The organism is Herbiconiux sp. VKM Ac-1786 (assembly GCF_015350805.1).
GTDB lineage: Bacteria > Actinomycetota > Actinomycetes > Actinomycetales > Microbacteriaceae > Herbiconiux.
Genome location: NZ_JADKSG010000001.1, coordinates 1,278,577 through 1,298,834 on the forward strand (window position 1 = coordinate 1,278,577; position 20,258 = coordinate 1,298,834).

Annotated in this window: 17 protein-coding genes and 2 pseudogenes; 14 read left to right on the plus strand and 5 right to left on the minus strand. The window is 73.0% G+C overall.

Translation table 11 applies throughout. The features are described 5' to 3' along the window. Positions 1-66 precede the first annotated feature (66 nt). The 3 genes from ITJ64_RS06395 to ITJ64_RS06405 all read left to right on the plus strand — a co-directional run bounded on the left by ITJ64_RS06395 (position 67) and on the right by ITJ64_RS06405 (position 4,331). On the plus strand, positions 67-2,103 hold the full coding sequence (locus ITJ64_RS06395) for a bifunctional aldolase/short-chain dehydrogenase (protein WP_194679871.1): 2,037 nt from the start codon (positions 67-69) through the stop codon (positions 2,101-2,103). A 9-nt stretch (positions 2,104-2,112) separates the two neighbouring features. Continuing rightward, on the plus strand, positions 2,113-3,552 hold the full coding sequence (locus ITJ64_RS06400) for a rhamnulokinase family protein (protein ID WP_194679872.1): 1,440 nt from the start codon (positions 2,113-2,115) through the stop codon (positions 3,550-3,552). A 95-nt stretch (positions 3,553-3,647) separates the two neighbouring features. Continuing rightward, entirely contained in the window at positions 3,648-4,331 is a 684-nt protein-coding gene (locus tag ITJ64_RS06405) for an endonuclease/exonuclease/phosphatase family protein (protein WP_228507714.1), read from the plus strand. A 34-nt stretch (positions 4,332-4,365) separates the two neighbouring features. Here the strand turns inward: ITJ64_RS06405 and ITJ64_RS06410 are convergent, their stop codons facing one another. Continuing rightward, on the minus strand, positions 4,366-5,307 hold the full coding sequence (locus tag ITJ64_RS06410) for an NAD(+)/NADH kinase (protein WP_194679873.1): 942 nt from the start codon (positions 5,305-5,307) through the stop codon (positions 4,366-4,368). An 83-nt stretch (positions 5,308-5,390) separates the two neighbouring features. On the opposite strand from ITJ64_RS06410, the gene ITJ64_RS06415 reads away from it, so the two are divergent. Further along, complete coding sequence (locus ITJ64_RS06415; RefSeq protein WP_194679874.1) at positions 5,391-6,296, plus strand: aldo/keto reductase; 906 nt, start codon at positions 5,391-5,393, stop codon at positions 6,294-6,296. Positions 6,297-6,299: 3 nt separating this feature from the next. Here the strand turns inward: ITJ64_RS06415 and ITJ64_RS06420 are convergent, their stop codons facing one another. Beyond that, positions 6,300-6,803: a DUF5684 domain-containing protein gene (locus tag ITJ64_RS06420; protein WP_194679875.1), complete on the minus strand. Its 504-nt coding sequence runs from the start codon at positions 6,801-6,803 to the stop codon at positions 6,300-6,302. Between the two features lie 105 nt (positions 6,804-6,908). On the opposite strand from ITJ64_RS06420, the gene ITJ64_RS06425 reads away from it, so the two are divergent. From ITJ64_RS06425 to ITJ64_RS06445, 5 genes are all read left to right on the plus strand, one after another. Then, on the plus strand, positions 6,909-9,380 hold the full coding sequence (locus ITJ64_RS06425; protein ID WP_194679876.1) for a cell wall-binding repeat-containing protein: 2,472 nt from the start codon (positions 6,909-6,911) through the stop codon (positions 9,378-9,380). Positions 9,381-9,499: 119 nt separating this feature from the next. Next, positions 9,500-10,291 carry an SGNH/GDSL hydrolase family protein gene (locus ITJ64_RS06430; RefSeq protein ID WP_194679877.1) on the plus strand — a complete coding sequence of 264 codons (792 nt, stop codon included), beginning with the start codon at positions 9,500-9,502 and terminating at the stop codon, positions 10,289-10,291. 54 nt (positions 10,292-10,345) lie between these two features. Further along, on the plus strand, positions 10,346-11,098 hold the full coding sequence (locus ITJ64_RS06435; protein ID WP_370545065.1) for a FadR/GntR family transcriptional regulator: 753 nt from the start codon (positions 10,346-10,348) through the stop codon (positions 11,096-11,098). 35 nt (positions 11,099-11,133) lie between these two features. Next, positions 11,134-12,579, plus strand: a complete 1,446-nt coding sequence (locus ITJ64_RS06440; protein ID WP_194679878.1) for an alpha-hydroxy acid oxidase — start codon at positions 11,134-11,136, stop codon at positions 12,577-12,579. Then, the gene (locus ITJ64_RS06445; RefSeq protein WP_194679879.1) at positions 12,579-13,739 is read left to right on the plus strand and encodes a glycerate kinase; all 1,161 of its coding nucleotides are present in this window, start codon (positions 12,579-12,581) and stop codon (positions 13,737-13,739) included. Before ITJ64_RS06440 ends, ITJ64_RS06445 begins: the two co-directional genes overlap by 1 nt. Before the next feature lie 63 nt (positions 13,740-13,802). On the opposite strand, the gene ITJ64_RS06450 is transcribed toward ITJ64_RS06445, so the two are convergent. Further along, positions 13,803-15,083, minus strand: coding sequence for an MFS transporter (locus ITJ64_RS06450; protein ID WP_370545066.1), 1,281 nt, complete (start codon positions 15,081-15,083; stop codon positions 13,803-13,805). A gap of 119 nt (positions 15,084-15,202) precedes the next feature. On the opposite strand from ITJ64_RS06450, the gene ITJ64_RS06455 reads away from it, so the two are divergent. Further along, a complete protein-coding gene (locus ITJ64_RS06455) occupies positions 15,203-16,072 on the plus strand; it encodes a LysR substrate-binding domain-containing protein (protein WP_194679881.1) in 870 nt (289 codons plus the stop codon). A gap of 52 nt (positions 16,073-16,124) precedes the next feature. Continuing rightward, complete coding sequence (locus ITJ64_RS06460) at positions 16,125-16,799, plus strand: hypothetical protein (protein WP_194679882.1); 675 nt, start codon at positions 16,125-16,127, stop codon at positions 16,797-16,799. A gap of 166 nt (positions 16,800-16,965) precedes the next feature. Here the strand turns inward: ITJ64_RS06460 and ITJ64_RS06465 are convergent, their stop codons facing one another. Then, on the minus strand, positions 16,966-17,955 hold the full coding sequence (locus ITJ64_RS06465) for a PfkB family carbohydrate kinase (protein ID WP_194679883.1): 990 nt from the start codon (positions 17,953-17,955) through the stop codon (positions 16,966-16,968). A gap of 106 nt (positions 17,956-18,061) precedes the next feature. On the opposite strand from ITJ64_RS06465, the pseudogene ITJ64_RS18835 reads away from it, so the two are divergent. The 3 genes and pseudogenes from ITJ64_RS18835 to ITJ64_RS06475 form a co-directional block, all read left to right on the plus strand. Continuing rightward, positions 18,062-18,157 (plus strand): annotated as a pseudogene (locus tag ITJ64_RS18835) (DivIVA domain-containing protein); the annotation flags it as partial. Between the two features lie 51 nt (positions 18,158-18,208). Next, positions 18,209-18,325: pseudogene (locus tag ITJ64_RS18840) on the plus strand (DivIVA domain-containing protein); the annotation flags it as partial. Positions 18,326-18,380: 55 nt separating this feature from the next. Beyond that, positions 18,381-19,229 (plus strand): DUF3097 domain-containing protein, encoded by an 849-nt coding sequence (locus ITJ64_RS06475; protein ID WP_194679885.1) that lies wholly within the window; start codon positions 18,381-18,383, stop codon positions 19,227-19,229. On the opposite strand, the gene ITJ64_RS06480 is transcribed toward ITJ64_RS06475, so the two are convergent. Further along, entirely contained in the window at positions 19,213-20,214 is a 1,002-nt protein-coding gene (locus ITJ64_RS06480; RefSeq protein ID WP_194679886.1) for a carbohydrate kinase, read from the minus strand. The genes ITJ64_RS06475 and ITJ64_RS06480 overlap by 17 nt on opposite strands. Positions 20,215-20,258 lie beyond the last annotated feature (44 nt).

Consider the following 20,258-nt stretch of genomic DNA (forward strand, 5'->3'; position numbering starts at 1 on the left):
GACCGCCGCGCGGCCCGGTGTTATGTTTTGTGAAGTTCACACGCCATGACATCCGATGGAGCATCCATGACCTCGCAGGCCGCCGCCGATCTGATCGCGCGCTCGAACCGACTCGGTTCCGACCCGAAGAACACCAACTACGCCGGCGGCAACACCTCCGCCAAGGGCCTCGAGGTCGACCCCGTGACGGGCGAGGACGTCGAGCTGATGTGGGTCAAGGGCTCCGGCGGCGACCTCGGCACCCTGACCGAGTCGGGCCTCGCCGTGCTGCGCGTCGACCGCCTGCGCGCGCTCGTGAACGTCTACCCCGGCGTCGACCGCGAGGACGAGATGGTCGCCGCCTTCGACTACACGCTGCACGGCAAGGGCGGCGCCGCCCCCTCGATCGACACGGCGATGCACGGCCTCGTGGACGCGAACCACGTCGACCACCTGCACCCCGATTCGGGCATCGCGATCGCCACGGCGGCCGACGGCGAAGAGCTCACCCGCACCATCTTCGGCGACAAGGTGGTCTGGGTGCCGTGGCGCCGCCCGGGCTTCCAGCTCGGCCTCGACATCGCCGCCATCAAGGCCGAGAACCCCGAGGCGATCGGCTGCATCCTCGGCGGCCACGGCATCACCGCCTGGGGCGACACCAGCGAGGAGAGCGAGCGCAACTCGCTCTGGATCATCGACACCGCCGCCGAGTACATCGCCGCGCACGGCCGGCCCGAGCCGTTCGGCCCCGCGCTCGACGGCTACGGCGCCCTCGAGCCCGCCGAGCGTCGCGCCAAGGCCGCCGCCCTCGCGCCGACCATCCGCGGTCTCGCCTCGACGGACAAGGCGCAGGTCGGTTCCTTCACCGACGCCGACGTCGTGCTCGACTTCCTGGCGAGCGCCGAGCACCCGCGCCTCGCCGCGCTCGGCACCAGCTGCCCCGACCACTTCCTGCGCACCAAGGTGAAGCCGCTCGTGCTCGACCTGCCGGCCGACGCGAGCGTCGAGGACTCGATCGCCCGCCTGAAGGAGCTGCACGCGGCCTACCGCGAGGACTACGCCGCCTACTACGACCGCAACGCCGTCGAGGGCTCGCCCGCCATGCGCGGCGCCGACCCCGCCATCGTGCTCGTGCCGGGCGTCGGCATGTTCAGCTACGGCGCGAACAAGCAGACCGCCCGCGTCGCCGGCGAGTTCTACATCAACGCGATCAACGTGATGCGCGGCGCCGAGGCGCTCAGCACCTACGCGCCGATCGACGAGGCCGAGAAGTTCCGCATCGAGTACTGGGCGCTCGAGGAGGCCAAGCTGCAGCGCCTGCCGAAGCCGAAGTCGCACGCCACCCGGGTGGCCCTCGTGACCGGTGCCGCATCCGGGATCGGCAAGGCCATCGCCACCCGTCTCGCCGCCGAGGGCGCCTGCGTCGTGATCGCCGACCTCGACCTGGCCAAGGCCGAGGCGGCGGCCGCCGAGCTCGGCGGCACCGACGTCGCGATCGGCGTGCAGGCGAACGTCACCAGCGAGGCCGAGATCCAGGCCGGCATCGAGGCGGCGCTGCTGCAGTTCGGCGGCCTCGACCTCGTCGTGAACAACGCCGGCCTGTCGATCTCGAAGCCGCTGCTCGAGACCACCGAGAAGGACTGGGACCTGCAGCACGACGTGATGGCCAAGGGCTCCTTCCTCGTCTCGAAGGCCGCCGCGAAGGTGCTGATCGAGCAGGAGATGGGCGGCGACATCATCTACATCTCGTCGAAGAACTCGGTCTTCGCGGGCCCGAACAACATCGCCTACTCGGCGACGAAGGCCGACCAGGCCCACCAGGTGCGGCTGCTCGCGGCCGAGCTCGGCGAGTACGGCGTGAAGGTCAACGGCATCAACCCCGACGGCGTCGTGCGCGGCTCGGGCATCTTCGCCGGCGGCTGGGGCGCCAAGCGTGCCGCGGTCTACGGCGTGCCCGAGGAGGAGCTCGGCGCCTACTACGCCCAGCGCACGCTGCTGAAGCGCGAGGTGCTCCCCGAGAACGTGGCCAACGCGGTCGCGGTGCTCACGGGCAGCGACCTCACGCACACCACGGGCCTGCACATCCCCGTCGACGCGGGCGTCGCCGCGGCCTTCCTCCGTTAGGCTCCGGGCATGACGGCAGCGGTGGCCGCGGTCGACCTCGGGGCGACCAGCGGGCGGGTGATGCTCGGCTACGTCGGGCACGACGAGCTGCGGCTCGTGCCCGTCGCGCGCTTCCCGAACACCCCCGTGCGGGTGATCGACGGCCTGCACTGGAACATCCTCGAGCTCTACCGCAGCGTCACCGCCGGCCTCGCGTCGGCGCTGCGCGAGGAGCCCGACGTGCGCAGCATCGCGGTCGACTCCTGGGCGGTCGACTACGCGCTGCTCCGGGGCGGGCGGATGCTCGGCACCCCGTACCACTACCGCGACGACCGCACGGCCGAGGGTGTCGAGGCCACGCACGCCCTCGTCTCCCCCGCCGAGCTGTACGCCGCGAACGGCCTGCAGTTCCTCGCCTTCAACACGCTGTACCAGCTGGCCGCCGACCGCGCATCCGGAACCCTCGATCTCGCCGACGGGATGCTGCTCGTACCCGACCTGGTGAACTTCTGGCTCACCGGCGAGCGGCGGGCCGAGGTCACGAACGCGTCGACGACCGGACTGCTGAACGTGCACTCGGGCGCGTGGGACGGGGAGCTCGTCGAGCGCCTCGGGCTGCCGGCGGGCATCCTGCCGCCGCTCGTCATGCCCGGTTCGACCGTCGGAACGCTGCTGCCCGCGGTGGCCGCGGAGCTCGGCGCCCCGGCGTCGCTCCCGGTGAGCGCGGTCGGCTCGCACGACACCGCGTCGGCGGTGGTCGCCGTGCCGTCGACGGCCGAGGACATCGCGTACATCTCCAGCGGCACGTGGTCGCTCGTGGGGGTGGAGCTCGAGCATCCGGTGGTCTCGGAGGAGGGGCGCCTCGCGGGGTTCACCAACGAGGGCGGAGTGGACGGGCGCATCCGCTACCTGCAGAACGTCTCGGGGCTCTGGCTGCTGTCGGAGTCGGTGCGCACCTGGGAGCGCGACGGGGTGCCGATCGACCTGCCGACGCTGATCGCCGAGGCCGCGGCGGTCACGACGGAGGTGCCGGTGTTCGACGCCGGGGACGCCGTGTTCGTGGCGCCGGGCGACATGCCCGCGCGGATCGCGGACTGGTTCGGCTCGCGGGGGATGCCCGCACCGCAGTCCCGGGCCGAGTTCGTGCGGAGCATCCTGGAGAGCCTCGCCGCCGCCTACGCGCAGTCGATCGAGGCGGCCACCGCGCTCTCGGGGCGCGCGGTCTCGGCCATCCACGTGGTGGGCGGCGGGTCGCAGAACACCCTGCTCTGCCAGCTCACCGCCGACCGCACCGGGCGCCCGGTGCTCGCCGGGCCGGTCGAGGCGACCGCGATCGGCAACGTGCTCGTGCAGGCGCGGGCGCAGGGCCTCGTGGCCGGGGACTCCTCGCTCGAGGCGCTGCGGTCCCTGGTGGCGCGCACCTTCCGCCCGGTGCGCTACGAGCCTGCTCGCGGGCGGCACTCAGGGTAGAGGTCGTCCGGCCGTGACAGAATCGTGACCACAGCCGGGCGACCCGTTCGCCGAACCGATCGGCTGAGGCGACAGAAGGTGCGTGCCCGACGACCATGCGACGTGAACTGAACATCATCAGTTACAACCTCCGCAAGCACCACGCGAGCGGAGAGCTGATCGACCTCTCGAAGCTCTACGACGTCGACATCCTCTGCCTGCAGGAGTGCGACACCGAGGACATGCCCCCGGTGATCGAGCACCTCGTGCTGGCCGACTCCACCAAGACGAACCGGCTCGGGCTCGCGATCTACTTCCGCGCCGACCGCTTCGAGCTGCGCGGCACGCGCGTGTTCGCCCTGCGCAAGTCGATGCACGACCGCGTGATGGCGCCGGCGCACGAGCGGCTGCTCGCCGCGAAGCTGTACGACCACTCGCTCGGCAAGGAGATCCTCGTCGGCTCGTTCCACGCGGCCCCGCTCACCGCCACGAACTCGCTGCGGCGCAAGCAGATCGCGGCCGCCCACGGCGCGCTGCGGGTGATGGGGCCGGGCCTGCCGACCGTCATGGTCGGCGACTACAACTACCCATGGTTCCGCAGCAACCTCAGCGAGCGCATGGAGGAGTCGGGCTACCTGCTCTCCTTCAGCGACAAGCCGACCTACGCGCGGTACAAGTACTTCAAGGGGCACTTCGACTTCGTAACCTCGGCGCACACCCGCATCGACTCGATCGACACGCTGCCCCAGGGCGAGAGCGACCACCTGCCGATCCTGGTGGTCGCGGGGGTCGAGGACTAGCGCCTCCCACTGCCGCCCGACCGCTCCCGATCGCTCAGCGGCGGCGGCGGGCCGCCTCGGCGCGCACGGCCTCGGGCACGAGCTGCAGCAGCTGGTCCTGCCTGAGGGGCAGGTCGAGCAGGCTCAGTTTCACACGTCCGCGGCTCGCGTGCCGTTCGGCGTCGAAGCGGATGACCGTGGCCGCGTCGGCCCGCAGCCGCACCTGCACCAGATCACCCGCCGACACCTCGGCCGCCACCCTCCCGTCGATCTCCACCGCGGCCCCGCGGGTGCCGTCGCCCAGCTCGAACTCCATCGGCTCCCGCGCGCTCAGCACCACGGCGCGATCGATGCCGGTCATCGGAGCGACCGGGCTGATCACCGCCGCCACGAGCGACGGCGACATCACGGGGCCGCCGGCCGCGTAGTTGTAGGCGGTGGAGCCCGCACTGGTCGCGACCACCACGGCGTCGCCCCGGTAGTAGCCGTAGGGTCGGCCGTCGACACGGAGGTCGGCCGTCACGACGCCGGCCCCGGGCATCCGGGCCACCGCCACGTCGTTGAAGGCGAGCGACTCGGCGCGCACCGCCCCGTCGGCGCCCCGCACCACGACCTCGAGCGCGTGGTGGCCCTCGAGCTGGAAGTCGTCGGCCGCCAGGCGGTCGAGCGCCTCGGGCAGCTCGGCCGGCTCGACCTCGACGAGGAAGCCGAGGTTGCCGTAGTTGACGCCCAGCACCGGGGTGGCCGGTTCGTGCCCGGCCACCAGCCGCATCGCGCCGAGCATCGTGCCGTCGCCGCCGAGCGCGACCACCGCCTCGGCGCGATCGAGGAACGCCGCCTCGGTCACCAGCTCGATGCCGTCGCCGACCCGTGCGGCGTCGCTCTCGAGCGCGATCAGGGTGGCCGGATGCGCGGCGTCCCACTCCCGGAGCAGCCGGATCGAGCGCGTCACGTCCTTGCTCGGGTGCGGGATGAGACCGATCGTCGCGAGGGGCATGCGGCGAGGGTAGCGGATGCGGGTGGGCCGGGCCCAGGTCGCGGGCGTAGCGTGAGAGGACTGCTCATCCTCGGAAGGACACCATGACCTCGCTCGACTTCGGACCCCTCGTGCTCGGCGGCAACACCTTCGGCTGGACCTCGGATCGGGACGAGTCGTTCGCCGTGCTCGACGCCTTCGTCGAGGCCGGCGGCCGCTCGATCGACACCGCCGACGTGTACTCGGCCTGGGTGCCGGGCAACTCCGGCGGCGAGTCCGAGACGGTGATCGGCGAGTGGTTCGCGCGGAGCCGCCACCGCGACGACGTCGTGATCGCCACGAAGGTCTTCTCGCTCGCCGAGCGCCCCGGCCTGTCGGCGGCCAACGTGCGCGCCGCCGTCGAAGACTCGCTGCGGCGGCTGCAGACCGACCGGATCGACCTCTACTACGCCCACCGCGACGACGACTCGGTCGCCCAGGAGGAGTACGTCGGCGTGTTCGACGAGCTCGTGCAGGCGGGCAAGATCCTCGAGGCGGGGGCCTCGAACTTCTCGGCCGACCGGCTGCGCTCGGCGGTGTCGATCGCGAAGGACGCCGGGCTCGCGGCCTTCACCGTGGCGCAGGACCAGTACAACCTCGTCGACCGCTCGTTCGAGACCTCGCTGCGCGACACGCTCCAGGACCTCGGGATCGTCGAGCTGCCCTACTCGGGACTCGCGAGCGGGTTCCTCACCGGGAAGTACCGGCCGGGCCAGGCCGTCGACTCGGCACGGGCGGGCGGAGCATCCGCGTACCTGGACGACCCCGCGAACGTGGAGCTGCTCGGCACCCTCGACGCCATCGCGGCCGACCGCTCGGTGCCCGTGGCGGCCGTGGCGCTCGCCTGGCTGCGGCAGCAGAGGACCGTCGCGGCGCCCATCGCGAGCGCCCGTACGGTGGAGCAGCTGCCGGCCCTGGTGCAGTCGTTCGGGCTCGAGCTGTCCGGGGAAGAGCTCGCCCGCCTCGGCTGACGGTCAGCTCGGAGTCGGGACGGCCCGCGGGTCGGTCGCGAACGAGGGCGTCACCGACCCGTACCCGACCCGCGGCGGCGGGAAGCCGTGCCAGGCCAGCAGACCGGGCTCGTAGACCGACGCGCGCCCGCCCAGGATGAACGCCCACACCACCGTCAGGAAGATGCCGAGCACCAGGAAGCCCGACTCCTGCCGGAACGCGAGCCCGATGCGGTAGATCGCGAGGTAGAGGAAGACACTCGTCACCGTGCCGCCGCCCACCAGGCTCAGCAGCGACACCCAGCCGGGCTGCCCGCCGAGCTCGAGCCAGACCCAGGTGCGGTAGACCGGCACCCACGCGATCCACGGCTTGACGCCGGTCTTGCGGAACAGGCCCATCAGCGCGAAGCCCATCAGCACCCAGCCGAGCACGACGGCTATGGCGAGGGCGCCCACCGAGACGCCCACCACCGTGAGCACGATCTCGATCGCCTGCTGCGGGGTCACGCCCGCGGGGTCTGGTCGCATCGCGCCAGCCTAGTGCTGGGGGCGGCCGGGCCGTAGGATGCGGGTCAGCCCGCTGCGCCGTCGCCGCGAGGTCGTGCCGCGCACCGCCCCTCCGGGAGACCGCCCATGAGAACGTCGCTCCGCTCGCTCGCCCTCGGAACGGTCGCGGCTCTCGCGCTCGGGCTGTCCCTCGCCGCCGGGACGGCGACCGCGACCGCCGCCGCGCCCGCCGCCCCCGCTGCGCCCGACGGATCGGGGACCGTCACCGTCGAGGGCCTGGTGCGGGTGGTGCCGAAGGAGGCGCCGGTCTTCGTCACCGACGACCCGGCGGCGGTGCCGCCCCCGGCGCCGACGGGATTCGACTACTCGATCGTCACCGACAGCGGCGTCGCCGTGCCGCTGCCCGACGCCCCGGCCGGCACGGCCACCGGCGACCGGGTGCAGGTCGAACTCGCGCAGCCCGACGACAGCACCGCCGGAGCGGACGAGCCCGAACCCGCACCCGCACCCGCACCCGCACCCGCACCCGCGATCATCGAGTGGACGACCCTCGCCACCAAGGGCCAGGCCGCCGCTACCGCCGCCGCGCCCAAATCCCACGTGCTCAACGTCGCGGTGATGACGCAGCCCGGCGAGAACTCGGCCGCCGTCTTCCCCGACAGCGTGCTGAACCGCATCGTCGGCGACCTCGGCGCCTTCTGGGTGCAGCAGTCGGGCGGCCAGGTCTCCTCCCTCGCCGCCACGGGCGGCTACAAGCGCTTCAGCCAGACCGGCTGCGACGTCGGCGCGGCCTGGTCGAAGGCCGCCGGCTCGTTCGGCGCCTCCGAGCAGTCCTACTGGGACGGCAGCCGCGGCACCCCCGCCCACCTCGTCGTGATCGCCAGCGCGGCTTGCGGTGCGGGCACCGGGCTCGGCACGGTGGGGGCGGGCATCCACGACGGCGGCGAGATCTGGGCCGTCGTCGACCCCGGCCTCGACGAGCTCCAGGTGACGGCGCACGAGTTCGGCCACAACATCTCCCTCGGCCATTCCAACACCGTGGTCTGCCCCGGCTCGCCCGGCACTCTCGAGAGCGCGCCCCCGTGCGCCGACCAGAGCTACGGTGACTACTACGACGTGATGGGCGGCGGCTTCCGGCTGCAGACCTCCACGGGAACGGTGCTGGCCACGACCGAGGAGGTCCCGGCGCTGAACGTGACCCACCGGGTGCACCTCGGCGTGCTCGCCCCCGGCAAGGGCCTGCAGACCGTCGCCCTGCCGAGCGGCCAGGCGGCGTCGACCGTCTCGGCGACCCTGGCCGCCGCCTCGTCGACCTCGGGCACCCGCGGCATCGCCGTCACCGACCCGAGAACCGGCGACAGCTACTACCTCGAGTACCGCTCGGGCACCGGCACCTCGGTGGCGAACGGCCGCGACGCCGAGACCTACTACCGCACCGTCGGGTCGTACGATCCGAGCTTCGGTGTCGGTGTGCGGGTGCTCCGCCTGCGCGTCGAGCGGTTCGAGGGGGGCTTCGTCGACGAGTCGTCGGCCGCGCTCTTCGACACGGCGGCCAGCGAGTCGGAACGGCGCCGCTTCCTGGCCGCCGGCGACAGCCTCACCACCGACCTGGGCGGCCTCACGGTGTCGGTCGGCGCGCTGACCGCCTCGAGCGCGACCGTGTCGATCACCCTCGGCGCCGTCGACGTCTCGGGCGTGACGACCCGTGACCGCCTCTCGGGCGCCGACCGCTACGGCACCGCGATCGCGCTCTCGAAGGCGGCCTTCCCGGTGCACGCGCCCGTCGTCTACCTGGCCACCGGCACGACGTACCCGGATGCCCTCGCCGCCGGTCCCGCCGCCGCGAAGCAGGGCGGCCCGCTGCTGCTCACCACCCCGGGGGCGCTGCCGCCCGCCGTCCGCACCGAGCTCCAGCGGCTCGATCCCGACCGCATCGTCATCGTCGGAGGACCGAACAGCGTCTCGGCCGCCGTCGCCGACGCCGCGAAGGCGATCGCTCCCGTCACGCGGCTCGCGGGCGACGACCGCTACGCGACCGGCCGCGCGATCGTCGCCGCCGCCTTCCCCACCGCCCCGTCGGTCTTCCTCGCCACCGGCTCGAACTTCCCTGACGCCCTCTCGGCCGGAGCGGCGGGTGCGAAGTCGGCCATGCCGGTGGTGCTCGTGAACGGCTCGGGCGGGCTCGACGCGGCGACCACCTCGCTCCTGACGAAGCTCGTCACGACCGACACCGCCATCGTCGGCGGTGAGCTCACCGTCTCGTCGCAGTTCGAGAGCGACCTCTACCAGGTGCCCACGATGCAGCGCATCACGCGCCTCGCCGGCGACGACCGCTACGCCACGAGCGCGGCGATCAACGCCGCCTACTTCGCGCCGCCGACGGCGCGGGTGCTGCTGGCGAGCGGCTCCGGGTTCGCGGACGCCCTGGCCGGCGGCCCCGTCGCAGCCCGCTTCGGCGCCCCGCTCTACGTGGTGCAGCCCTCGTGCGTGGCCAACGACGTGCTGGCCGCTCTCGACCGCTTCGACACCGATCACGTGACGCTCGTCGGCGGCCCGGCGTCGCTCGGCGCGGAGGTGCTGGCCCTCAAGCGCTGCTGACCGCGCCCACGTCCGGACGAGTCGGCGGAAGCGCCTGCCCGCCCGCTCCGCTCGTTCGCTCTGCCCGCTCCCGGGCGGCTCGGGCCGGGTTCCCAGCCTCGGGGTCGAGACTGCGAGACGTGCGGAACGAGCGACGTCAGCGGGGTCGCCGCCCGGGCGTCCGCCGCCTCGCCCTGGCCGCGTCCGTGGTGACGGCGATGCTGCTGAGCGGATGCTCGGCCCTCGCCGCGGGCACGCCCGAGTTCGGGGCGACCGGCCCCGCGCCCGCCGGCCCGTGGGTGATCGACGCCGGCGGCGACGCTCCGGCATCCGGCCCCGGCGCGCAGGAGATCGTCACGATCGGCGACTCGATCATGTCGGGCAACGGGCTCGAGACCGACGAGGCCTGGCCGGCCGTGCTCGCCCGCGCCGACGGCTGGCAGCTCACGAACCTCGCCGAGGACGGCTCGGGCTTCGTGCAGCCGGGCGACGACGGCCGCACCTTCGCGGAGCAGGTGACGCAGACGATCGACGAGGTGCCCGCCGGCGCGGAGGCGCCCGCCCTGATCATCGTCTCGGCCAGCAGCAACGACCTCGGCCACGACCCGGGGAAGGTCGAGCACGGCGCCAAGAAGGCGTTCACCGCGCTGCACCGCGCCTTCCCCGACACCGCCCTGGTGGGGCTCAGCGCCATCTGGGGTGACCAGGCGCCGCCACCCGAGCTCGACGAGATCAACGACGCGGTGCGCTCGGCCGCCGAGGCCGAGGGCGCGGACTGGCTCGACGTCGGCGAGCCGCTGGCCGGCCGGTTCGACCTGATGCAGTTCGACGACACGCATCCGACCGCCGCCGGACAGCGGGTGCTCGCCACCGCGGTCGACGAGCGGCTCCGCGCCCTGCTCGACCACGCTGACAGCTCCGCGCCTTTCTGATACCGTGTGGTCAGACCACATGGTCAGACCACACGAGCCGTCGAGGAGGACCGCGTGAGCGCCGTCGCCGAGGTCACCCCCGCCGCCGACGGGGCGCGGGCGTGGGAGGTCGTGCTGCGGCGGATCGAGGGCGACCTCGTGGCGGGCATCCTGAAGCCGGGCGACCATCTGCCCGCCGAACGCGCCCTCGCCGCAGAGCTCGGGGTGGGGCGGTCGAGCGTGCGCGAGGCCATCCGGGTGCTCGAGGTGCTCGGGCTGATCAGCACGCGGGCCGGGTCGGGCCCGCAGTCGGGGGCCGTCATCATCGCGCGGCCGACCGGCGGCATGAGCGCGCTGGTGCGGCTGCAGGTCGCGGCGCAGGGCTTCGCCGTGCCCGACGTGGTCGCCACGCGCGTGGTGCTCGAGTCGGCCGTGGTCACCGAGCTGAGCGCTGGCCGGCCGCCGCTGACCGAGGCGCGCGAGCTGCTCGACGCGATGGAGCAGCCGGGGGCGGACGGGGGGCCGCTCGCCCGCGACGAGTTCCTCACCCTCGACCAGGCCTTCCACCTCGCCCTCGCGGCCGCCTCGGGCAACGCGGTGATCGCGTCGATGATGTCGGGGCTCCGCGACTCGATCGAGCAGTACATCCGCGTCGGCGCCTCGGTGCTGCCCGTCTGGGCGGCGACGCAGGAGCGGCTGGCGCGGGAGCACCGCGCCATCGTCGGCGCCATCGACGAGGGTGACGCCGAGGGGGCGCGGACGCGCATCCGGAACCACATCGAGACCTATCACGCCGAGACGAACGTCTCGAGCATCCACGACCACTGACACCCACTCACCCAGAACGAAGGAAAGCGATCCCCATGGTCCAGCGCCGCATCCCCAAAGTCCGCGACCTCGCGCCGCTCATGCAGTTCAAGGCGCCCGACCTGCAGGCCAAGCGCCGCCGGCTTAACGCAGCGCTGACCATCGACGACCTGCGCACCATCGCGAAGCGCCGCACCCCGAAGGCCGCCTTCGACTACACCGAGGGCGCGGCCGAGGCGGAGATCAGCCTGCAGCGGGCGCGTCAGGCTTTTCAGGACATCCAGTTCAACCCCGCGATCCTGCGGGACGTGTCCACGGTGTCGACCGGGTGGGACGTGCTCGGCGCGCCCGTGTCGCTGCCCTTCGGCATCGCGCCCACCGGATTCACGCGCATGATGCAGACCGAGGGCGAGATCGCGGGGGCCGGCGCGGCCGGGGCGGCGGGCATCCCCTTCTCGCTGTCGACCATGGGCACCACGGCCATCGAGGACGTGAAGAAGGCGAACCCGACCGGGCGCAACTGGTTCCAGCTGTACATGTGGAAGGACCGCCCGCGGTCGATGGCACTCGTCGAGCGCGCCGCCGCCGCCGGGTTCGACACGCTGCTCGTGACGGTCGACGTGCCCGTGGCCGGCGCGCGGCTGCGGGACAAGCGGAACGGCTTCTCGATCCCGCCGCAGCTCACCCCCGGCACCGTGATCAACGCGCTGCCCCGGCCCGAGTGGTGGATCAACTTCCTCACCACCGAGCCGCTCTCGTTCGCCTCGCTCGACCGCTGGTCGGGCACGGTCGGCGAGCTGCTCGACACCATGTTCGACCCGACGGTGACCTTCGAGGACCTCGAGTGGATCAAGGAGCAGTGGCCCGGCAAGATCGTCGTCAAGGGCGTGCAGTCGATGGGCGACGCGCAGCGCCTGGCCGAGCTCGGCGTCGATGCGATCACGCTGTCGAACCACGGCGGCCGGCAGCTCGACCGGGCGCCGATCCCGTTCCACCTGCTGCCCGACGTCGCGCGGGAGTTCGGCTCGGAGTACGAGGTGCACCTCGACACCGGCATCATGTCGGGCGCCGACATCGTGGCGTCGGTGGCGCTCGGGGCGCGGTTCACGCTCGTCGGGCGGGCCTACCTCTACGGGCTGATGGCCGGCGGGCGCGAGGGCGTCGACCGGATGATCGGGATCCTCGGCGAGCAGATCTCGCGCACGATGCGGCTGCTCGGCGTGAACTCGCTGGAGGAGCTGAACCCGTCGCACGTGACGCAGCTGGAGCGGCTGGCGCCGCGGGCGGTGTCGCCGGCGGTGGCGGCGGCGGCTTCTGAGGCGCCGGCGCGGGCTCGGGCCGTGAAGGCGCGGTCGGGTTCTGCGGGGTCGAGCGCTTCGGGTTCGGGCGCTTCCCGCGCCTCGGCGGCGGCCTCCAAGCCCGCCACCTCCACCACGAACACGGCGCGCAAGCCGGCCAAGCCCGTGACGGCCGCCGAGGCCGCGACCGGCGCCGACGCCTGATGGGTTCGGGGGTCGGTGGCTCGGCCGACGGCGCTTCCCCCGGTGCCGCGTTGCGGGTCGTGGTCGCGCCCGACTCGTTCAAGGGGTCGGCGAGCGCGGTCGCGGTCGCGTCGGCCCTGGCCGCAGGCTGGCGGTCTGCGCGCCCGGGCGACGAGCTCGTGCTGCGCCCGATGGCCGACGGCGGCGAGGGCACGCTCGACGCGCTGGCGGTGGCGAACCCGACAGCCCAGCGGATGCCCGTCACCGTGCTCGGCCCCGCCGACGCCCCGGTGGCGGCGCACTGGCTGCTCGTCACGGCGTCCGACGGAACCCGCACCGGCATCGTCGAGCTCGCGGGCACCAGCGGGATCGAACTGCTCACGTCGCTCCGCCCCCTCGACGCCCACACCCTCGGCTTCGGTCAGGCGATCGCGGCCGCCCTCGACGCGGGGGTCGACCGCCTGGTGCTCGCCATCGGCGGCAGCGCCTCGACCGACGGCGGCACCGGTCTCCTCACGGCGCTCGGCGCCCGGCTGACGGATGCCGCCGGCACCCCGATCCCCGCCGGCGCCCGCGGCCTCGACTCCCTCGCGCAGGCCGACCTCTCGGCGCTCCGCCCGCTGCCGCCCGGCGGCGCGATCGTGCTCACCGACGTCACCTCGCCGCTCCTCGGCCCGGCCGGCGCCGTCGCGGTCTTCGGCCCCCAGAAGGGCCTCACCCCGGCCACCTCCCCCACGGTCGAGACGTCCCTCACCCGTTACGCGCAGCTCCTCGCGCCCACTGCCCTCTCGACGACGGAGGGCGCCGGGGCCGCCGGCGGCGCGGGCTTCGGGCTGCTCGTCTGGGGCGCGACCCTCGAGCCCGGGGCCGCGGCCGTCGCCCGGGAGCTGCGCCTGGCCGAGGCGATCGCCGGAGCCGACGTCGTGATCACCGGCGAGGGCCGCTTCGACGGGCAGTCGGAGGCCGGCAAGGTGCCGACGCACGTGCGGGAGCTCGCCGCGGCGGCCGGCGCCCGACCCGCTCTCGTGGCCGGGCTGATCGACGCGGAGCCTGCGGGCTTCGCCGCATCCGTCGCCCTCGTCGACCCCGTTCTCGCGGGCAGCGCCGCCGCCTCGCTCGCCGACCCCCTGCGCTGGCTCACCGAGGCCGGCGCCCGCCTGGCCCGCACGCTCGCCCCCTGAACCGCGCCACCGCCGCCGCGTCGGGCCGCCGGGTCGGGCCGCCGGCGGATCAGGCAGCCGGTCTCAGGCCGCCCGCGCGAGCAGGCCGCGCCGCCAGAGCAGCGCCCCCACGGCGAGCGCCACGAGAGCCGGCACCCCGCCCGAGACGAGCATGCCGAGCTGCGGCCCGACGTGCTCCACGAAGGCACCCATCAGCGGCCCGCCCACGGCCTGGCCGCCGAGCAGCACGAGCATGTACAGCGCCATCACCCGCCCGCGCACCCCCATGTTCGTCGACATCTGCACCAGCGAGTTCGCCGCCGTGATGAACAGCAGCCAGCCGAAGCCGAGCAGCACCAGCGCGATCGAGAACGGCAGCTGCCCGGGCATCAGCCCGCAGAGGGCCTGCACGACGCTGTACCCGATCGCCGCGACCACCACCGTGCGCAGCTGCACCGCCCGCCGCCGGGTCGACAGCAGCGCGCCCGTCAGCGCCCCCACCGCCACCAGCGAGTTGAACAGCCCGTAGCCGCCCGCGCCGGTGGCGAAGACGTCGTCGGCGTACGCGGCGAGCAGCACCGGCAGGTTCTGGGCGAACACCGCCAGCACGGCCAGCAGCACGAGCGTGTACAGGATGGCCGGCTTCCCGATCGCGTAGCGCACCCCCTCCCGCAGCTGCCCCTTGGCTCGCGGCGAGCGCGGGGCGCGATGCAGCTCGGCCGGGTTCATCCGGGTCAGCGCCACCACCACCAGCGCGCAGGCGAGCGCGTTGATCGCGAACGACCAGCCCGCGCCGACGGCCACCAGCAGCGCTCCACTCAGCGCCGGGCCGATCAGCGCCCCGAGCTGGAACGTCGAGGAATTGAGGCTGATCGCGTTCCGCAGCATCGACGGCCCGACCAGCTCGTTGGTGAACACCTGCCGCGCCGGGTTGTCGACGACGGTGATCAGCCCGAGCACGACGGCGACGACGTAGACGTGCCACACCTCGATCCAGCCGGTGAGCGCGAGGATCGCGAGCGCCGCACTCGTCAGCACCGAGGCGCTCTGCGTGATCATCAGCAGCACGCGCTTGGGGTAGCGGTCGACGATCAGTCCGCCGAAGAGGCCGAGCACCAGCATCGGTGCGAACTGCAGCGCCGTGGTGATGCCGACGGTGACGACGCTGCCCGAGAGCTGCAGCACGAGCCAGTCCTGGGCGATGCGCTGCATCCAGAGCGCGGTGAGGGCGACCAGCGAGGTGCCGGCGAAGATGCGGTAGTTGCGCACACTCAGCGAGAGGAGCGTGTGCCGCCAGGGCGGAGGGGCGCTGAGGACGGTTATGGGTTCGGTGGCGGGAGCGGGGGAAGCGAGAGTCGAAGTCACGTATGAAGATTCCTGTGGTCGTGGGTCACCTTCGACGGTACGCTCGGCAGGGTCATTGATCGAGCCGATCAACGCTATGACTGCCATTGGTTCTTCGAATACCGACCGCCGGGAGCCCCGTGTTCGACCCCGCTCTGCTCGCCACCTTCCTCGCCGTCGCCGAGACCCGCAGCTTCACCCGGGCCGCCGAGCAGCTCGGTCTCAGCCAGCCCACGGTGAGCCAGCAGGTGCGCCGGCTCGAGACGGCGGCCGGGCGCATCCTGCTCTCGCGCGACACGCACGGCGTCTCGCTCACCGACAACGGCGAAGCGATGGCGGGGTTCGCCCGCACGATCCTCGCGGCCGAGGCGGCGGCCACGAGCTACTTCTCGGGCTCCGCGATGCGGGGGCGCCTGCGGTTCGGCGCCGCCGACGACCTGGCCGCGACGCAGCTGCCGCGCATCCTGAGGCATTTCCGGCAGCTGCACCCGCAGGTGAACCTCGAGCTCACCGTGAACCAGAGCCTGCCGCTGTACCGGCGCCTCAAGTCGGGGCACCTCGACCTGATCTTCATCAAGAAGATCCCGGACGCGCGCGACGACCTCATCCCGGAGACGGGAACGATCGTGCGCCGCGACACCCTCGTCTGGCTCGCGGAGGAGCGCACCCTGATCGAGCCGGGCGAACCGGTGCCGCTGATCACGTACCAGACGCCGTCGATCAGCCGCCGCCTCGCGATCGAGGCGCTGGAGGCCGCGGGCCGCACCTGGCGCATCACCTGCAACACCCGCGAGGTGAACGGGATGCTCGCCGCCGTGCGCGCCGGGCTCGGGATCGCCGCGCACCCGCACACGCTCATCCCCGACGACCTCGTGAAGGTGAGCAACCGGTTCTCGCTGCCCGACCTCGGTGAGGTGGACTTCACCCTGCTCTCCAACCCCTCGGCACCGCCCGACGCGGTCGCGGCCCTCACCTCGGCCATCATGGGCCGGGCACTGGCGCGCACCTGACGCCGCCTGCCTCATAGCCTCCGTGAGCATCTCTCATCGATAGGGTGCTCCGGTGACCGATTTCACCAAGACGACCGATTCGAAGTTGAAGAGGCTGTATCAACGGAAGTCGGCGCTGGTCGCGTTCCTCGACGAGAGCTACTTGTCCGTCCCGGTAGCGGGCGTTCCGTTCTACTACGCGATGACAGCGGTCCTCATCCCGTCCGACGACCTCGACTCCGTGCGGTGGGCGTACGCCGAACGCGCCGGCCATGAGAAGTGGCACACGACGGAGAGGTTCCGAGACGGCCGCAGCCACGAGATCGCAGAATTCGTCGACCTCCTCGTGGCCGAAGCGGACCCGGTGGTGATCGTCGTCCAGATCGACGCAGGACCGGATCGGGACGACGTCGAGAGCGCTCGTCGTGTGTGCTTCACGACGATGGTCGAGATCCTGCACGATGAGCACGACGTGGAGCTCGTCGTCTATGAGCGACGCCGACCCGGGACGGAGCAGGGCAATGACAGCGAGACGGCGACCGCCCTGCGCAAGAGCCTCGAGCGCCTGACGATCGTCGACGCCTGGTCGGGGTCGGAACCCCTCCTGTGGGGGCCGGACATCGTCGCGTGGACGCTGCAACGACGACTCGTGCGCGACGAGGCCTGGTTCGATCCGCTCTTGAGCGTGACGACGATCTATCGAGTCGACGGCTCAGGGATGACGGGCACCGCGTCATCGCTTAAATGAAACAGCCCCTCGGTGGACGGACCTGAACCGAGGGAGCCCGCGCATCGAGAGGGCCGGTGTACGGCTGTCACGACGCGCGTTGTCTCTGCACGAATTATAGCGACTCCTGCTGATGAAGGGAACGATCGCAGTGCGGTCGTCATTCCCTGCCGACCGGGGGGCGGGGTCAGTCGGCGATGTCGGCGCGGGTGGGGGGGTTCGCGCCGGGGCGGGAGACGGTGATGGCGGCGCAGCGGACCGCGAAGTCGCCGAGGAGGCCGAGGCGGCCCGAGTCGAAGGCGTGGCCGTCGCGGAGCGACTCGAGGGGGACGCCCTCGTCGACGAGGCTCGCCAGGCGGTCGATCAGCGCGCTCATGAAGGAGTCGCCGGCGCCGATGGTGTCGGCCACCTCGACCGCGATGCCCTCCACCGCGCGACGGTGCTCGGCCGCCGCGAGCAGCGCGCCGTCGCCGCCGCGGGTGACCGCGACGAGGCCGGGGCCGAGCGCCAGGATGCGGTCGGCCGCCTCGTCGGCGTCGGCGCCCGGGTAGAGCCAGGCGGCGTCTTCGTCGCTGAGCTTCAGCACGGCGGCGAGCGCGGCGAGCTCCTCGAAGCGGGCCAGCACCGCCGCATGGTCGGGCACGATCGAGGGGCGGATGTTCGGGTCGAAGGTGATCAGCGGCGCCGCGTCGCTCGCGGCGAGCGCGGCGAGCAGCGCCGCCACCTCGGAGCCGCCCGGCTCGAGGAACGCCGCGATCGAGCCGGCGTGCACGATGCCGGCGGCCGCCAGCGCGGGGTCGGCAGCCGTGAGGCCGGCGGGGAGGGACCAGCGGAGGTCGAACGTGTAGGAGGCGGAGCCGTCCACACCGAGGTGGGCCGTCGCCGAGGACGTCGGCTCGTCGCGGATCGACCCGGGCGCGAGCGACACCCCGGCCGAGCGGAGGTGCTCGGCGATGGCGGCACCCCGGGCATCCGTGCCGATCTCGGTGACCAGCGTCACCGGACGCCCCAGGCGGGCCAGCCCGAAGGCGATGTTCATCGGCGAGCCGCCCGGGTGCTCGACCGACTCGGCGCCCGGGCGCGCGACGACGTCGACCAGGGCCTCGCCGATCGCGACGATCGCGGTGGAGCCCGCGATCGGGGCGGTGGACTGCGGGGCGGGGGTGACGTCGCTCATGCCGGGCCTCTCTGCTGCCGGCGGCCGCTCGCGCCGAACGCCGCCAGTCTAGGGCGCGACGACCGGCCGGCATGGCAGGATCGAGCCGAGCTGAGGGGGGGTGTGCATGAACGCACGGGATGTGCAGGAGAAGACGTTCGCCGTCACGAAGTGGCGTCAGGGCTACGACATGGACGAGGTGGACGCGGTGCTCGAGCGGGTGTCGACGACGCTGGCCGAGCACGAGCAGGGGCGGCCGGCCGCGGTCGACGCGATGACCGCCGACGAGGTGGTGAACGCTCGGTTCGCGCCGACGAAGTTCCGGCAGGGGTACGACCAGGATCAGGTCGACGACTTCCTCGACAGGGTGGCCGTGGCGCTGCGCGAGCTCGCGGCGCGCTGAGCGGATGCGCGGCGGCGGCCTGGCTGCCACGTAGCCTTGGGCGGTGCCCGACTACGACCGCTACGGATCCGACGTTCTCGCCGACTACAAGCGCCGCGCGAAGCCCGTGGTGCTGCCCAAGGTGCCGGCCGAGTTCGACCTCGTCGTCGAGGAGGTCGCCACCGACTTCTGCGGCAGCGTGACCCGGGTCGAGGGCCGCACGGTCGAGCTGGAGGACCGGCACGGCAAGCGCCGCGTCTTCCCCCTCGGGGCCGGGTTCCTGCTCGAGGGGCGGGCGATCGAGCTGGTGCATCCGGTGGTGGCGAGCCGCGCATCCGCCCCGAAGCGCACCGCGTCAGGCAGCATCGCCGGGCCCGAGGAGCGCGCGCGGGTGGCCCGGCCGAGCCGCATCTACGTCGAGGGCCGGCACGACGCCGAGCTCGTCGAGAAGGTCTGGGGCGACGACCTGCGCGGCGAGGGCGTCGTGGTGGAGTACCTCGAGGGCGTCGACGACCTCGACGCCATCGTGCGCGAGTTCGCCCCCACGCGCGATCGGCGCATCGGGGTGCTGGTCGACCACCTCGTCGCGGGCTCGAAGGAGAGCCGGATCGCCCAGGCGGTGCAGCGCGGGCCGTTCGGGAAGCACGTGCTCGTGGTGGGGCACCCGTTCGTCGACATCTGGCAGTCGGTGACGCCGAAGGCGATGGGCATCACGGCCTGGCCGACGGTGCCGCGGTCGATCGAGTGGAAGCACGGCATCTGCGAGGCCTTCGGCTGGCCGCACGAGGAGCAGGCCGACATCGCGCGGGCGTGGAAGCGCATCCTGTCGCGGGTGTCGACGTACACCGACCTCGAGCCGGTGCTGCTCGGGCGGGTCGAGCAGCTGATCGACTTCGTCACCGAGCCGCAGTAGCCCGGCGGCGGGTCAGTTCGGCGAAGGTGGGCGGGTCGGCGCCCGGGCGGGACACCGTGATCGCCGCGGCGCGCACCGCGAAGTCACCGATCTCGGCGAGGACGGCCGGGTCGAGAGCACTCCCGTCACGCAGCGCCCCGACCGGCACGCCCTCGTCGAGCAGCGCGGCCAGCCGGTCGATCAGCGCGCTCATGAACGAGTCGCCCGCACCGATGGTGTCGGCCACGGTCACCGCGATCCCGGGCACCGAATGCCGTGCCGTGCCCGTGGCGAGCAGGGCCCCCTCCCCGCCCCGGGTCACGGCGACGAGGCCGGGGCCCAGGCGCAGGATGCGATCGGCGGCCTCGTCGGGGTCGGCTCCGGGATAGAGCCAGTCGGCATCCTCGTCGCTGAGCTTCACCACGGCGGCCGACCCGGCGAGCTCTCCGAAGCGCTCGAGCACCGCGGCGCGATCGGGCACGATCGAGGGGCGGATGTTCGGGTCGAGCGTGATCAGCGGCGCCCGGCCAGAGGCGCCGGTGCCGGTGCGGGTGCCGGTGCCGGCCAGCTCCCGCAGCAGCCGGCAGACGGCCGTCGCGCCGGGTTCGAGGAACGCCCCGATCGACCCGGCGTGTACGATGCCCGCCGAGGCCAGCACGGGATGCGCCGCCGACAGCCCGGCGGGCAGCGACCACCGGAGGTCGAAGGAGTAGCCGGCCGACCCGTCGGGGGCGAGCCGGGCCGTGGCCGTCGAGGTCGCCTCGGGCCGCGTCGAACCGGGAGCGAGTTCGACCCCGGCGGAGCGGAGGTGGGTGGCGATCGACTCGCCCCGCGCATCCTGACCGATGCGGGTGATCAGCGTCACCCGGCGACCGAGACGACCGAGCCCGAGCGCGATGTTCATCGGCGAGCCGCCCGGGTGCTCGACCGGTCGGGTGCCGGGCCGCAGCACGACGTCGATCAACGACTCGCCGATCGCGACGACGGAGGTGGGGAGGGGGGACACGACGGGGCCTTCCGGGCGTGGAGACGGCTCCGCCCGCGCGCGGG